This is a genomic window from Opitutaceae bacterium TAV5 (assembly GCA_000242935.3).
Taxonomy (GTDB): domain Bacteria; phylum Verrucomicrobiota; class Verrucomicrobiia; order Opitutales; family Opitutaceae; genus Geminisphaera.
Window position 1 is genome coordinate 5,416,885 of sequence record CP007053.1, and the last position, 13,997, is coordinate 5,430,881.

Genomic DNA, 13,997 nt, shown 5'->3' on the forward strand with positions numbered 1-13,997 from the left:
GGTCCGAAGTAACCCACTGTTTATCGGATTGTTATGTTTTTAATTAGTGACCATTAGTGTGCATTGGTGGTTAACTTTCCGGTTTTTTTAGAAGTTCATTTCAGCTTTTCAGCATTCAGCATTTTCAGCTTTTCCCGATGATTCCCAACCTTCTCACCATCGCCGGCGTCGATCCCTCGGGCGGGGCCGGCGTGTTTGCCGACCTCAAGACCTTTTCCGCGCTCGGCGCTTACGGCACCGGCGTCATTGCCGCGCTCACCGCGCAAAACACGCAGGGCGTCACCGGCGTGCAGCCCGTGCCGGTCGCGTTCATCGTACAACAAATCGACACGCTTTTTGCCGACGTGCGCATCGATGCCGTCAAGCTCGGCATGCTCGGCGACGCCGCCACGGTGACGACCGTGGCCGACGGCCTGCGCCGCCACCATGTGCGCCGGCTCGTGGTCGATCCCGTGATGGTGGCGAAAAGCGGCCACCACCTGCTGGCCCGCGAAGCCGTGGATGCCCTGCGCCGCGAGATCCTGCCGCTCGCCGAAGTGCTTACCCCCAACCTGCCCGAGGCCGCCGTCCTCCTCGGAAACCGGCCCGCGCCGCGCACGCTCGACGAAATGCGCGATGCCGCCCGCGCCTTGCGCGCCCTCGGCCCCCGGATCATCATGCTCAAGGGCGGCCACCTCGACGGACCCGAGAGCATCGACATCGTGGACGACGGTCGCGCCCAATACGAACTGCGCGCCCCGCGTGTATCCACGAAAAACACACACGGCACCGGTTGCACGCTCTCCGCTGCCATCGCCGCGCTGCTGCCGCACGCCGCCGACCCGATCGACGCCATCCGCGCCGCCAAGGATTACATCAGCAAGGCCATCGCCGCCTCCGGCCAGCTCGACGTCGGCCACGGTCACGGCCCCGTCCACCACTTCCACGCCCTCTGGCTGCGCCGCGGCTGCGGCTGCAGCCCGTCGTAGCAACAAGGGGCGCACTTCACTCACGTGCGCCCGTTTGCATGACCAGGCGACAAATGCGATGCGCGGACTACCGCAACCGGATCGTGTGTCGCCCGTCACTGCGTCACGATTTCGTACCACAGCGTACGAAACTCCGGACCGATGTGGAAGCGGGCCACGCCCTCCTCCACACTCACCGGAAGGGACCGGACCCTCCGGCCGCGCTCGTCGAGCGACCACACCTCGGTTCCGGTCGCGCCTTCGCGCAACTCCAGCGTGATCTCCGCGGGCACGCCCTCGATCAGCGTGGGCGGATTTCCCCATGTTTTCAGACGCGATTTCCCGGCGTCGTGCCAGCGCATGCCCGTGTTCTGCGTGTAGCCGCAGGCAACGAGCAGGGCTTCGCCCGGCGCGCCCGGATCGCGGTCCGACTTCGCCATCAGGCCGATCACCGACCAGTCCTGCAAAGTCTTGCCCGGATGAATGGTGACCCGGGCGGAAGAACCCGACGCACCGGTTTCGCCGCCAAGCGCAAACGTGCGCCCGTTGGCAAAACCGACGACGGCCTTGCTGTGCGGGGTGTCGATCAAAACTACCCCGTGCGGAGCATTGGCATCCCACGTCAACTGGCCTCCCTCGCTGCGAATCGCGCCGGTATAAATTGGTTCGGCAGCCTTGGTCGCGGGCGCGCCGGTTGCGGTGAGGCGCAAGGAAACGGGCGCGCGCAGGGTGTCACGGCGGTCGGCGCCAAAACGCCCGGCGTTGGCGCGGTGAACACTGTCGCGCAGAATGCTTTCGAGAACGGATTCGAGGGGGAAATCGGTTGGCTTTTGCGCGTGCTCGACGGGTGCGCGCAGGTCGCCACGTCGAAACAAGGCGGCGGCGAGCGGCAGGGTAGCGAGACGGACGGGGTGCTGGTGGATGTCAAAATTTCCGGCGATCCGGCGCCTGTCCCATGCGCCTCCGTGCGACCACGCGAAGGCGTAAATCGCATCCCAGTCCTGGAGCGCGGCGAAGGCGGCGAGAAGCGGAAATCCTTCGGCGGAAAAGGTGTTCGGCGAGGAGTGGTTGTATTCCGAAACGCTGAATGGCTTTCCCGCCACGCGGTATTGCGCGAGCACGCCCAGCGGGCCGGCGGCGGGGGCGTTCACAAGAGACTCGTTGGTGACCTGGCTTGCCGGCCATTCGGGGTGGAGCGGGTCGGGTCTGTTTTCAGGATGCGCCCAGTAACCGTGAGCGTCCACAACGTCCATCGCCGCCTGAACGTTGACCATGCTGTAACTGCCGCCGGGCTGGGAACCGACGACCAGCGAGCGGACTCCGAGTTCGCCACGCAAGAAATCGCGCATGTCTGTGTAATAGTCACGCTCGGTCTCGTAGAGACAACGCGTCCAGTCCGCGAGCATGGCACGGTTCCCGTTTTGGCTGAAACGCCGACGCGGAATCTCAACCGGCATGGAGTTCCCGCCACTCTTCATCGCTTCCGCTGTGCTGCTTTTCGCTGCGTTTTTTTGCCACGCAGCGCGGGCGTTTTCGGCAGAACCGTATTTTCGGGCGAGCCAGTTGTTCCAGAGTTTTGAGAGGGCTTCGGTGAAGACGGGGGCGAGTTTGTCCGGCTCCAGGCGGCTGTTGTACCAGTTGGCGAAAAGACCGTTCTCGTTGTTGATCTCGACAAAGGCGACTGCCGGATCGTCAGCATAACGCAGGCCGGTGTGGGGGTTGCGGTGGTGGAGCAGCTCGCGGGCGTAGCGTTTTTGCCAGTCGATCATCTCCGGGACGAACTGGTCGAGCCCCTTGAAGTAGCGCGTATTCGCCTTGAGCGCATTATCGTAGGGAAAATCGGGATACCTGCGGCTGACGTGGAGGTTGAGATTGATGTAGATGCCTTGCTCCCTGAGGCAGTGGACAAAATAGTCGAGGCGTTCGAGCTGCGCGGGGTCCAGCCCGGACAGATCGGCGGAGAGGAGCCCGCCGGGCGCGGCGCCGGCGTCCATATGGTGGAAACGCACGCAATTGATGCCGAAGCGAGCCAGGCGTGTGGCGATCTTCGGGGCGTCCGCTTTCGCAGGAAAATTTGCCGTATAACAAAGGTTCACTCCGAAAAAACGAATGCGCTCCCGGTTGCTCCCGCTGCCATCCTTCGCCTGGGTGATATACAGGTGACCGTCCTCGACGAAAACAAAACCGTGCTTGCCGGCGGGTTTGTGGTTCCACGCGGAGAGATTCGTGACGCCTTCGGAAGCGTCGTCCCAAGGCATGACAAAGGGTATCAGCGCGGCTTCGATGTTTGCGGAGTCGGCCTCCGTCGCGACCGTGTCGGCCGCGGCAACAAGTGTGCTGGCGACGGTCGCGGCGGCGGCGGTGGCAAGCGCACTCGACAAGCGCAGGCACGCAAGGGTGGTTGTTGGCATGATAATTCGAAAAGGAGGATGGAATGCGACAAGCCCGCGCACGACGAAATCCATCCGAATCCCGGCGCGGGATTGCTCAAAAAATTGGAGGTGGGGGACGGAGATGCGTTCAGCGTTTGCGCCGCAACGCAATCACGCCAGTCAGAAGAACGGCTCCGGCGCCAAGGGCCAGCGAGGTCATGCTGTTTTCCGGGATGTTGCCCGGGAGGGACGCATTGACTTCGAGGAACGGGCAAACAGAGCTGGTTTTCGTCCATGTGTCAGGGGTTGTGTTGCCGCTATCCGAGTAAAGTCCATTCACGAAGCTTGCCCCCGCTCCCATCGAATAGGTGCCGCTCGCGGCATACGACCAGTAGAAGTCGTCCTTGGCACTGCGAACGACGATATAGTAGGTTGTATTCGCTACGAGTGTGACCGTACTCGGCATGCTGAACGTTACGTCAACAGGATCGCTGCTGTTCAGGGTTGTCGTGTAGGGGGTCATGGATGCGACGAGCGAACCGGGTCTGTTTGCATTTTCGTTCTTGCTCCAGAGTGAAACGTCTACCTCGCACTCGTTGCCATTGAACCTCAACCGCAGCGTGATGGAGTCCAGCACGAGCGCGGTGTCGCCCATTGTGAAACCGACGGCGCGTCCGCCATCGGCGCCATCGGCTTTTTTGATATAGCCGTTGCCGGTCTGTGTCGCACTCAGGTTTCCGATGACAGTCTGCGTGACGGGCTCGGCGCGGGTCGTGCTTGCGGCTGCGAACGCGAGCGTCAGGACGGCCAGCGCGCCAGTAAAAAATTTAGCGGTTCTGTTGGAGTATTTCATGGCGGGTTTTGTTCATGTATTCGTCATTACAGTTTCGATACGGAGGGAGAGAGGGGAAGGAAGGGCTGCTTCTGTTTTCCCAATCAGTATTTGATCTGGGCATGGCGGTACTGGAGCTGGCCTTCGGCGAAGGCGGCGGCATGACCATCCGCAAAAACAAGATTGGCGCGGTCTTTGTGGCGGAAACTGACGCGGCGGTTGTCCTTGTAGGGAATATCCTCGCGCGGCATGGGCTTGTTGGCGTTGGCCAACCAGTCGGCCCCGGAACTCTGAACGCCAGTCTGGCCATACACGCCGTAGGAGGCGATGGCCTCGGAGTCCGGAGCCGTGTTTGTGTTCACCGTGGAATCAATCGCGATGAAGGTTTGCGAGGCGCGCGGAATCTCGCCCAGGCGGATTTTGGCCGGAATGCTCGACCATGAACTCTGGACGCCGGGCGAGATTTGCGGGTTGCAGCCGTAGTGCGAAAACTTCCAGCACCAGCCGGAGACGGGCAGGTTCTTTTCGGAGGGGCACCAGAAGATTTTGCCGGCCGGAATGTCGCCCGTCGGCGTTTTGAAGCCGGCGTAAGTGGCGATAACTTCCGACCAGCGTCTGCCGTTCTCGTCACCGCTGATACCGGTTCCGTAGGGCAGGGCGTCCTTGTTTTCGTTCGCGTAAAGGATCATCGCCGCTCCGATCTGGCGAAGGTTGCCCAGGCATTGGGCCGCGCGGGCAGACTCCCGCACCTTGCCGACCGTCGGGATGAGAATCGCGGCAAGAATGCCGATGATGGCGATCACCGCCAGCAACTCGATCAGGGTGAAGGCCCGACTCCGCTTCGGGGCGGGACCTGGTAAATTCGTGGATTCGGGCTTGGTGTTTTTCACGGGGATGGCGGGGGAAGTGTGCATACAGCAAACGCGCTTGCCTGAAACAGGTCAAAGCGGACATTATGCTTACATAAGAATGACGACTTTCCGGCGAGTGACGATGCAGGATATCGCGGCCATGGCGGGTGTGCACCAGACGACGGTGTCGCTCGCGCTTCGCAACCGTCCCGTTTTGCCGGAGGCCACCCGCGAGCGCATCCGGGAGATCGCCCGCCAACTCGGCTACCGTCCCGATCCCGTGCTCGGAGCCCTGCGTGCGCACCGGCGTACCGCTCCCGTGCAGGACATCTCCGGTGCGACGGGCAGCGTGGTCGCAGCCCGTCGCGGTTTTTCAATCGCGTTTCTCACCGCCGCGGCGACGGCCGACCAGTGGAAACGGGCGCCGGGCTACGTGCGCAGCCGACAGGGAATTGACCAGCGCGCGGCCGAGACGGGTTACCATGTCGAGGAGTTCTGGTTCGACCGCGAGCACATGACGCCGCGGCGCGCCACCCAGATTCTGCGTGCGCGCAACGTGTCGGGTATCGTCGTCGTCCCCCTGCCGACACCCGCGCCGCTCGATCTCGACTGGCGTCATTTCGCCTGTGTCTCGCTGACGTTCTCGTTGCTCGACGCCTCGATGCACACCGTGTGCAATCACCACTGGGAGACCATCCGGTTGGCCTGCGGACGTCTGCAGGCGCTCGGCTACCGCCGTATCGGGCTTGCCCTCAATGAAAACAGCAACAACCGCGTGCGTTCCATCTGGTCCGGCGGCGTGCTCGAACATAACAGCCGGCAACCTGCACGGCAACGCGTGCCTCCCTGGATGCCGGCAAGCCCGCTGCCGAGGGAGGGTTTCGTGGCCTGGCTGCGCCAGCACCGTCCCGACGTCATCCTGACCATCCCGCCGCATCTGGCCTCGGTACGACCGTGGTTGCAGGCCGAAGGGCTTCGGGTACCGGCCGACATCGGGGTCGCGACACTCGACTGCATGGCGCCCGACGACGAGGTTTCCGGTGTGTATCAGGAACCGGAAGTCATCGGCCGCACCGCGGTGGACATCCTCGCCGGCCTTATCCAGCGCAACGATCTCGGCCTGCCCGGGCACCCGCAGGCGACCTTTATCCGGGGCTCATGGGTCGACGGGAAAACCACGAGACCGCAGTAACCGACCTTCCCCTCTACCTACCGCAACCGGATCGTGTGCCGCCCGTCGCCGGCGATGCCGAGGTCGAGGTGCCAGGCGCCGGGCGGAATCCAGCCGGCGATCTTCTCCGGCCATTCGACCGCGAGCCACCACGGGCTCACCAGAAAATCCTCCAGCATCAGATCCTCGATCTGTCCTTCGTTTTCCAGACGATAGGCGTCGAGATGCGCGAGCACACGCCCGCCGCCGCGGTGCAGGGTAAAGATGTTGAACGTCGGGCTTGTCACGGCTCCGTCGATACCGAGGCCGCGCGCGAGCCCCTGCACAAACGTTGTCTTGCCTGCGCCGAGATTGCCATGGAGCGCCAGCACGGTATCGGGGGGCAACACCGCCGCCAGCTCCGCAGCCATCGCCTGCGACTCCGCAGCCGATGTCGTCGTCACCCCGCCGCGCAATTTTTCAACGATGGTCATGGTCTTGGTCTGGATGAAAAACTCCGCAGGTATCCTCATTCCGACAGTAAAGATGTTCGAATCCGTGAAACTCCCGCAGATCGAGCGCGCCCGGGGGCAGTTGCCCGGCGGGCACGAACCGCCCGATGCAGGTGAGCCGCAGCCCCGGGAATTTTTTGCGCCACGCCGCCTCGAACGCCGTCCGGTCCGCCCGCGCCGCGACTGCCAGCAGCAGTTCGTAGTCCTCGCCGTCGCAGAGCGCCGATCGCGTATCACAATTTCGGTGACGAGGCAGCGCCGCCTCCTCCAGCGCAGGCGCGCAGCCGGCGGGCGTCAGTGCGAACAGGTCTTTCGCCAGCCCGTCGCTGATATCCATCATCGCCCGGACCTCGCGCCGCCCGGCCAGCCAAGCGCCTTCGGCCAGCCGCGGCGTGAAGGAAAAATGCCGCCCGCTCGCGAGGCTGCCGCCGAGCCTGCCGGTCACATAAATCCGGTCTCCCGGCCGGGCTCCGTCGCGACGCAGCACACGGCTCCCGCGAGCAGACGGCGCATCGCCGACCAGTGTCAGCGTGGCCGCCAGGCCGCCCGGCAATGCCGCCACGTCCCCTCCGACGAGGGCCACGCCGTGCCTGCGCGCGACGCGAGCCATGCCGCGATAAAAACCCTCCACCCAGGCCGTCTTCACGCGCCCGTCGAGCATCAGCGCCACCACCGCCGAATGCGGCCGGCCGCCCATCGCCGCGATGTCGCTCAGGTTGCGCCGCAGCAGCTTGGCGCCGGCGTTCTGCGGACTCACGCCATCGTCGAAATGTTGCCCGTAAATCACCGGATCGACGGTAACGAGCTGGCGGCGCGCCCCGCCATGCCGGCCCGCTTCCCGGCGCGCCGGCAATACGGCGCAATCATCGCCCATGCCGTGCGGCGGACGCGGCGCCGTGCCGCCCAGCCAGCCCCGGATGGCCTCGATCAACCCGCGCTCCCCCTGCGCGGTGACGGATTCGGAAAACGTGTCGGTAAACGGATGCACGGCAAAATGACGGAAGCGCGGGTGAAAACGGAGAGAAAAAGTCAGGGTGACGGCGGCCCGAGGCCGGCGAGCAGCAGGATGATGGTATTGAGATTGAAAAGCGCGTGCGCGATCACCGGCACAAGGATGTTGCCCGTGCGCTCGTAGGCAAACGCCAGCACCATGCCGAGCACGCAAAGCGGCACGAGCGCCGCGATGTTCATGTGCAGCGAGGCAAACGTCACCGACGTGACCAGCATCGCCGCCCACGGAGCCATCCGCCGGTGCAGGAAACGAAACAGCCCGGCGCGGAACACGAGTTCTTCAGTCAGCGGGGCCACCGCGACCGCGAACAACGTCATCGCCGCGAGCAGCAGCGGCGAACCTCCCTTGGTGAAAATGTTCACCAGGTCCTGCTCCTCGACGGGATGCCACGCCGCATTCAGGGCAACCTCCCAGACAAACGAGGACAGTCCGACCAGCGGGATCGCCGCCACCACTGTCACCACCCCCTGCGCCGCCGCCCGCGGCATGCCGCCGATGCTGCCGCAACGGTTTCCGGCGGCGGCCATCTCCGTGGCCTCGGCGGGAATCGCCTCTCCGGCGATGGCCTCTTCCGCGATCCGCCGGCGGATGAGCACCGCCGCCAGCACCGCCCCGGCGAGCATGCCGGCCTGGAAACCCGAACCGCCGATCAGAAGCTGCAGATCCGGGTCCGCCGTGAGCCGGCTGCCCACCCTCGCGAGGGCAAACTGCCCGCCGACGGCTCCCGTCGCCACAGCGAGAAACCCCAGCGCGAAATCCGTGACATCCGCCTGCCACGGTGACAGGCGCCGGGGCAGCAAGCCGCGCCAGGTCAGCCAGGCGCTCCACGCGCACGCGCCGATCCCGCCACAGTACAGAAAAATCTCCAGCCCGAGAATCACGGACTGGAGAAGCGAAAATGAAGCAGGCAACGGGCTCGGCATGACGGAAAACACCGATCAGAAAGCCCCGGACCGCTCCCGCCAAGCGGATTCCCCTCTCTCCTCCCTCCATCTCTCACATCCGTCCCATTCCTCCCATCTCTCCCATCTGCCCTCCGCCTCCCATCCCCCAGGCGCTGACGCGCCTCCTCACGCCGCCTACCCGCTCCTTCGCACCGCGAGTTCTCCCCGTACGAACCGCTCCGCCGGCACCGGCGTGCCGGTCTCTCCCTCCACGTTCGCCACCGCGTGACGCAGCAGTGCAAACGCCTCCGCCCCGATCCGCTCGAACGGCACCCGGTACACCGTCAGCGCCGGCCGCGTCGCGGGCAGCGAGCGCAAGCCGTCGATCCCGATCACACGCAGCCGCCCCGGCACCGCCCAGCCCAGCTCGCGGGCCACGCGCAGGCAGCCATGCGCCAGGAAATCGTCGCCGCACACAATCGCGTCGATATCCGGGTGCGCGACCAGAAACTCCCGCGCCAGCACCTCCGGCTCCGCCAGCGGCGTGTCGAAACGCGGACGCATCCGCCCGTCGAGCCGCACCGCCAGCTCCCTCTCCGGCATGCCGGCCTCCTCCAGCGCCTGGCGATAGCCGAGGTAACGGTCGCGCACCATCGGCACCCAGGCATAGTTGGCCAGAAACCCGATCCGCCGCGCCCCCTGCGCCAGCAGGTGGCGCGTGGCCTCGCGCCCCGCGTGTAGCCCGTCTGCCATGACAACCGGCCGGCCCACCCCCGGCAGGTTGATCTCGGCCAGCACCACCGGCAGCGGGCACGCCAGGATCATTTGCATGTAATAAAGCTGATCCTCCGCGCTCGTGATCACCGGATACACCACCATCCCGCGCGCATCGTCCGGGCCGAGCTGCCCGATCATCTCCGCTTCGCGGCGAAAATCCATGCCTGTCGTCAGCATCGCCGCGCGTTCGCCCGCCGCCTTCACCGCATCCTGGAAACCGCGCGCGATCCGGGCGATGCCCTCGTGATGCATGTTGGGATAAATGAACGTCCACGCCGGCCCTTCTTTCCCCGCGGCTCCTCCGCGCCTGCTCCCGCCGCCCGTCCGTACCGGCTGCGGCGCCAGCACCCGCGTGCCCGCCCGCGTCCGCCGCTCCACCCAGCCCTCCCGCGCCAGTTGCGAGATCGCCCGGTTGACCGTGCCCCGGCTGCAATGAAACTCCGCCGCCAGATCGATCTCCGCCGGGATGACCTCGCCCGTCCGCCAGAACCCCGTGCGAATCCGCCTCGCGAGCGTCGCGTACACAAACTCCACCTTTTGCTGCGCCAGTGCCATGCCGGCTGTTTTGACCAACGACTGGACAAATGCGAGGGTTTTTCAGGCTTCGCCTTCTCCCCGCGCCGGGTGAGGGTGATCGCCGCCCCGACCCGGCCCGTCGCCCGGCGGGACAGCTTACAGCAGACCACGCTCTGCATACCGTATACCACCCATGAAATCCTCCTCCTCCGACATCAAGACCCGCATCCTCGGCTGCTGGCTCGGCAAATCCGTGGGCGGCACGCTCGGCCTTCCCGCCGAGGGCCGCATGGACCGCCTGAACTTCACGTTCTACGATCCCGTGCCGACCATCGCCCCGCCCAACGACGACCTCGAACTCCAGCTCGTGTGGCTCGATCTCGTGGAAAAACTCCCCGGTTCCGCCCAGGTGGCGCTCACGCAGGAAGACTTCGCCCGCGCCTGGCTGGAGAATCTCCACTACATGTGGGACGAATACGGACGCTGCCGCTGGAACCTCCGTCGCGGCGTGGCCGCCCGGGATGCCGGTGTATTCGAAAATCATTTCGTTTCGGGCATGGGTTCGCCCATCCGCTCCGAATTCTGGGCATGCCTTTTCCCCGGTGATGCGCACAGCGCCGCTCATTACGCGGCGCTCGACGCCACGCTCGATCACGGTGTCGAGGGCATCGCCGGCGAAGTCCTCTTCGCGGCCATGCAGGCGCACGTCGCCGGAGGCCGTTCCGCGGTCGACGCCATCGCCGCCGCCCGCCCGCTGATTCCCGCCGACAGCGAAACCGCCCGCGCCGCCGCGCTCGTCATCGACGACCATGCCGCCGGCGTCGAAACCTGGGCCTCGCGTGAAAAACTCCTCGCCGCCCACGGCAACGACAACTTCACGCATGCCCCGCTCAATGTCGCGCTAACCCTCTGGGCGCTGCTCCACGGCGGCGGCGATTTCGAGAAAAGCATCCTCCTCGCGGTCAACGGCGGCTACGATACCGACTGCACCGCGGCCACCGTCGGCGCCACCATCGGACTCGCGCTCGGCGCGGACGCCATCCCGGCCCGCTGGGTGGCGCCCATCGGCGACGGCGTTTTCATCGGCCCCGGCATCCAGGGCATCAAGGCTCCGCAGACGCTCGGCGAACTCACCGCCCGCACCGCCGCGCTCATCGGCAAACTCGCCCCGCACGCCGCTGTGCCCGACTGGGCCGCGCTCACCCGCCCGCCCGCCACCGATCTCGCCGCGCTTCCCGGAACCCTTCGTATCCAGCCTGCCGCGACGACTGCCGGCGCCGCTTCCGTCGCCTGGGCCAATGGCGAACTCCCGTCCGCCGTCAAGGCCGCCGGCGGGGCTTCCTGGGACTGGACGCCCGCCACCGGCGAGCCGCGTCTCCTGGTCTGCCTCGCCCGCGCCGGCGCCCGGCTTTACATCGACGACCGCCTCGTCGTCGATTGCCCCGCCGGCCTGCCGTATGTGCCCGCCACGCATCGCGCGCCGGACAAGTCGAAGGGGACGTTCACGCCCGTCGCCGGCCGCGTTCACCGCGTCCGCGTCGAACTCGCCTCGCATGATCCGGAGCAGGAGGCCTCGGTGATCCTCATTTATCCCAACCGCCACATCGCGCCTTGGACGACGGAGGAGATTCCGCACCTCGCCAACCTTCCCGCACCGGTGAAGAAGTGAGCCGACGCGAAGCCGCACCGTGCCGTCCTCCGGTGTTTTTCCGAGGTCACGTGCCGGAGCGACTGGCCGGCGGCGGGTGTTTTCCAGCGATCGACGGGCAACCCGGCCCGTCGATCGGATCACCCGGCTTTCAGGGAGGCCATGTCGATGGAGAAGCGATACTTCACATCGCCCTTGAGCAGGCGGTCCCAGGCTTCGTTGATCTTCTGGATCGGGATGATCTCGACGTCGGCGGTGATGTTGTGCTCGCCGCAGAAATCGAGCATCTCCTGCGTCTCGGCGATGCTGCCGATGGGCGAGCCGGAGAGACTCTTGCGTCCCATCAGCAGGGAGAAGGCGGACACCGCGAGCGGCTTTTCGGGCGCGCCGACGAGGGTGAGGTTGCCATCGGGAGCGAGCAGCCGGAGGTAGGCGTCGATGTCGTGCTCGGCGGATACGGCGTCGAGGATGAAGTCGAAGGTGCCGGCATGCTTCGCCATCTCATCGGCGTTGCGCGAGATGACGACCTCGTGTGCGCCGAGCCGGAGCGCATCGTCCTTCTTGCCGGGCGAGGTCGTGAAAACGACGACATGGGCGCCGAACGCGCGGGCAAACTTCACGCCCATGTGGCCGAGCCCGCCGATGCCGACGATGCCGGCTTTTTTGCCCGGGCCGACTTTCCAGTGGCGCAGGGGCGACCAGGTGGTGATGCCGGCGCAGAGCAGCGGCGCGACGGCGGCGAGCGGAAGGTTGGCCGGGACATGCAGCGCGAAGTGCTCATCGACCACGATGCTTTCGGAGTAGCCGCCGTGGGTGGGACCGCCGATCACCGGCTCGGTGCCGCCATAGGTCCCGATCTGGGTGGGCGAGAACTGCTCGTTGCCCGCCTTGCAAAACGGGCAGTTGGCGAGATCGGCGCCCACCATGCAGCCCACACCGGCGAGGTCGCCGGGTTTTACCTTGGTGACCTTGGGGCCGACCTTGGTCACGCGGCCGACGATCTCGTGGCCCGGCACGGCCGGATAGGCCGCGGGCATGACCCCGCTCCACTCGTTGCGCGTGAAGTGGAGGTCGGAGTGGCAGACGCCGCAGAAGAGAATCTCGATCTGGACGTCGCGCTCGGTCGGCTCGCGGCGCCGGATGGTGTCGGGGGCCAGCGGCGCGGTGGCGCTGGCGGCGGAATAGGCTTTGACGGAACAGGTTTCGGTTTTGGACATGAGATTGGTTTTTGAATGGTTTATCCGGTGAGTGGTGAGCGCGGACTCAGCCGCGGTAGTGTTCGTCGCTGACTTTCTCCATCCAGTCGACGACCTTGCCGTCAAGCTGCTCCTGGATGGCGATGTGGGTCATCGCGGTGGTGGGGGCGGCGCCGTGCCAGTGCTTCTCGCCCGGGGGAAACCAGACCACGTCGCCGGGCCTGATTTCCTCGACAGGCCCTCCCTCACGTTGCACGCGGCCAAAGCCCGCCGTTACGAGGAGGGTCTGACCCAGCGGGTGCGTGTGCCATGCGGTCCGGGCTCCCGGTTCAAACGTGACGCTGCCGCCGCTCGCACGCGCCGGGGCATTTGCCTGAAACAGCGGATCGATACGCACCGTGCCAGTGAACCAGTCGGACGGTCCTTTGACGGACGGTTGTGAGCCAGCTCGTTTGATTTCCATATGGGACTCCTGTTTTTGAGTTAAAAGGGCATCGGCCTGGGCCCGGAGAAGCGCCGGCACGGCGAGCACGGTGCCCGTGGTTTTGAGAAAGGTGCGGCGGGAAAGGGCCATGATGCGCGAGTGGTGAATTTCGGATGACTTGATCGATGACGCAACGATCAGGGACAAGTTTACTCCATCGCGGCTTCGCTGTCGCACCGGTTCTTGCTCAACCTGTCGCGATCTTGCGCGAAAGTGTCATGCGGTCTTCCCGTTCGCCTCCGGCCTGGTGCCATACCGCTTGGGCGAGATGCCGGTGACACGTTTGAGGGCGTGACTGAAGGCAGCCGGCGTCATCGACGCGAACGGCGATCCCGTCATCGATCCCTCAAAAGGCCTGAAGACCGTCGCTCAGGGCGCGGCGACCCAGGTATGGTGCGCGACCAGCCTGCGGCTCGACGGCATGGGCGGCGTCTATTGCGAGGATGTCGAAGTCGCACCGCTGATGTCCGACACGGCAGCCGATTTCTCACTCGCTGCCTCCACCCGAGGCATGGCGGGCGTGAAGCCCTATGCCGTCGATCCCGAGGCGGCAGCTCGCCTGTGGACGCTCAGCGAGCAACTCACCGGCCTGCAGGCCCTGTAACCAGGGAAAACCCTCATGTCCAAACCGTGATTATCACCGGCTGTTCGTCCGGCTTCGGCCGGGCGGCCGCCCGCCTGCTCGCCGACCGCGGCTGGAATGTCGTCGCCACGATGCGCAAGCCTGAAGCCGGCGCCTGAAGCAAGGGGCGCTGGCATCCCGCCGGCAATCCGGTTCGAAGCGGGCTGGATGCCCGTGCCACCCCACCGCTTCCG

At 65.6% G+C, this 13,997-nt stretch carries 14 protein-coding genes; 5 read left to right on the top strand and 9 right to left on the bottom strand.

Annotation, left to right across the window (positions count from 1 at the left end; genetic code table 11):
* Positions 1-137 precede the first annotated feature (137 nt).
* Positions 138-968 carry a phosphomethylpyrimidine kinase gene (locus OPIT5_22975; protein ID AHF92663.1) on the top strand — a complete coding sequence of 277 codons (831 nt, stop codon included), beginning with the start codon at positions 138-140 and terminating at the stop codon, positions 966-968.
* A gap of 95 nt (positions 969-1,063) precedes the next feature.
* Here OPIT5_22975 and OPIT5_22980 read toward each other — a convergent pair whose 3' ends face one another.
* From OPIT5_22980 to OPIT5_22990, 3 genes are all read right to left on the bottom strand, one after another.
* A complete protein-coding gene (locus OPIT5_22980; protein ID AHF94653.1) occupies positions 1,064-3,412 on the bottom strand; it encodes a hypothetical protein in 2,349 nt (782 codons plus the stop codon).
* Positions 3,413-3,467: 55 nt separating this feature from the next.
* On the bottom strand, positions 3,468-4,172 hold the full coding sequence (locus tag OPIT5_22985; GenBank protein AHF94654.1) for a hypothetical protein: 705 nt from the start codon (positions 4,170-4,172) through the stop codon (positions 3,468-3,470).
* Between the two features lie 83 nt (positions 4,173-4,255).
* Positions 4,256-5,065, bottom strand: coding sequence for an N-terminal cleavage protein (locus OPIT5_22990; protein AHF92664.1), 810 nt, complete (start codon positions 5,063-5,065; stop codon positions 4,256-4,258).
* A 55-nt stretch (positions 5,066-5,120) separates the two neighbouring features.
* Here OPIT5_22990 and OPIT5_22995 point away from each other — a divergent pair, with 55 nt between their 5' ends.
* On the top strand, positions 5,121-6,194 hold the full coding sequence (locus tag OPIT5_22995) for a LacI family transcriptional regulator (protein ID AHF92665.1): 1,074 nt from the start codon (positions 5,121-5,123) through the stop codon (positions 6,192-6,194).
* Positions 6,195-6,211: 17 nt separating this feature from the next.
* On the opposite strand, the gene OPIT5_23000 is transcribed toward OPIT5_22995, so the two are convergent.
* From OPIT5_23000 to OPIT5_23015, 4 genes are all read right to left on the bottom strand, one after another.
* A complete protein-coding gene (locus OPIT5_23000) occupies positions 6,212-6,646 on the bottom strand; it encodes a hypothetical protein (protein AHF92666.1) in 435 nt (144 codons plus the stop codon).
* Complete coding sequence (locus OPIT5_23005) at positions 6,633-7,652, bottom strand: thiamine-monophosphate kinase (GenBank protein ID AHF92667.1); 1,020 nt, start codon at positions 7,650-7,652, stop codon at positions 6,633-6,635. The genes OPIT5_23000 and OPIT5_23005 overlap by 14 nt, the downstream gene beginning before the upstream one ends.
* Positions 7,653-7,693: 41 nt before the next feature.
* Positions 7,694-8,599, bottom strand: a complete 906-nt coding sequence (locus tag OPIT5_23010; protein ID AHF92668.1) for an abortive infection protein — start codon at positions 8,597-8,599, stop codon at positions 7,694-7,696.
* Positions 8,600-8,755: 156 nt separating this feature from the next.
* Positions 8,756-9,892 carry a transcriptional regulator gene (locus OPIT5_23015; GenBank protein AHF92669.1) on the bottom strand — a complete coding sequence of 379 codons (1,137 nt, stop codon included), beginning with the start codon at positions 9,890-9,892 and terminating at the stop codon, positions 8,756-8,758.
* A gap of 154 nt (positions 9,893-10,046) precedes the next feature.
* On the opposite strand from OPIT5_23015, the gene OPIT5_23020 reads away from it, so the two are divergent.
* Positions 10,047-11,522 carry an ADP-ribosylglycohydrolase gene (locus tag OPIT5_23020; protein AHF92670.1) on the top strand — a complete coding sequence of 492 codons (1,476 nt, stop codon included), beginning with the start codon at positions 10,047-10,049 and terminating at the stop codon, positions 11,520-11,522.
* Between the two features lie 119 nt (positions 11,523-11,641).
* Here the strand turns inward: OPIT5_23020 and OPIT5_23025 are convergent, their stop codons facing one another.
* Both OPIT5_23025 and OPIT5_23030 read right to left on the bottom strand, forming a co-directional pair.
* A complete protein-coding gene (locus OPIT5_23025) occupies positions 11,642-12,718 on the bottom strand; it encodes an alcohol dehydrogenase (GenBank protein AHF92671.1) in 1,077 nt (358 codons plus the stop codon).
* Between the two features lie 46 nt (positions 12,719-12,764).
* Complete coding sequence (locus tag OPIT5_23030) at positions 12,765-13,160, bottom strand: cupin (protein ID AHF92672.1); 396 nt, start codon at positions 13,158-13,160, stop codon at positions 12,765-12,767.
* A gap of 442 nt (positions 13,161-13,602) precedes the next feature.
* Between OPIT5_23030 and OPIT5_23035 the strand changes: the two genes are divergently transcribed.
* Both OPIT5_23035 and OPIT5_23040 read left to right on the top strand, forming a co-directional pair.
* Positions 13,603-13,785: a hypothetical protein gene (locus OPIT5_23035; GenBank protein AHF94655.1), complete on the top strand. Its 183-nt coding sequence runs from the start codon at positions 13,603-13,605 to the stop codon at positions 13,783-13,785.
* A gap of 26 nt (positions 13,786-13,811) precedes the next feature.
* Positions 13,812-13,922, top strand: a complete 111-nt coding sequence (locus tag OPIT5_23040; GenBank protein ID AHF94656.1) for a hypothetical protein — start codon at positions 13,812-13,814, stop codon at positions 13,920-13,922.
* The last annotated feature ends 75 nt before the right edge of the window (positions 13,923-13,997 follow it).

Excerpts from the sequence above, each read along its gene's own strand:
- OPIT5_22975 (AHF92663.1), top strand. The coding sequence starts at position 138 with ATGATTCCCAACCTTCTCACCATCGCCGGCGTCGATCCCTCGGGCGGG.
- OPIT5_22980 (AHF94653.1), bottom strand. The coding sequence starts at position 3,412 with ATGGATTTCGTCGTGCGCGGGCTTGTCGCATTCCATCCTCCTTTTCGA.
- OPIT5_22985 (AHF94654.1), bottom strand. The coding sequence starts at position 4,172 with ATGAAATACTCCAACAGAACCGCTAAATTTTTTACTGGCGCGCTGGCC.
- OPIT5_22990 (AHF92664.1), bottom strand. The coding sequence starts at position 5,065 with ATGCACACTTCCCCCGCCATCCCCGTGAAAAACACCAAGCCCGAATCC.
- OPIT5_22995 (AHF92665.1), top strand. The coding sequence starts at position 5,121 with ATGACGACTTTCCGGCGAGTGACGATGCAGGATATCGCGGCCATGGCG.
- OPIT5_23000 (AHF92666.1), bottom strand. The coding sequence starts at position 6,646 with ATGACCATCGTTGAAAAATTGCGCGGCGGGGTGACGACGACATCGGCT.
- OPIT5_23010 (AHF92668.1), bottom strand. The coding sequence starts at position 8,599 with ATGCCGAGCCCGTTGCCTGCTTCATTTTCGCTTCTCCAGTCCGTGATT.
- OPIT5_23015 (AHF92669.1), bottom strand. The coding sequence starts at position 9,892 with ATGGCACTGGCGCAGCAAAAGGTGGAGTTTGTGTACGCGACGCTCGCG.
- OPIT5_23020 (AHF92670.1), top strand. The coding sequence starts at position 10,047 with ATGAAATCCTCCTCCTCCGACATCAAGACCCGCATCCTCGGCTGCTGG.
- OPIT5_23025 (AHF92671.1), bottom strand. The coding sequence starts at position 12,718 with ATGTCCAAAACCGAAACCTGTTCCGTCAAAGCCTATTCCGCCGCCAGC.
- OPIT5_23030 (AHF92672.1), bottom strand. The coding sequence starts at position 13,160 with ATGGAAATCAAACGAGCTGGCTCACAACCGTCCGTCAAAGGACCGTCC.
- OPIT5_23035 (AHF94655.1), top strand. The coding sequence starts at position 13,603 with ATGGGCGGCGTCTATTGCGAGGATGTCGAAGTCGCACCGCTGATGTCC.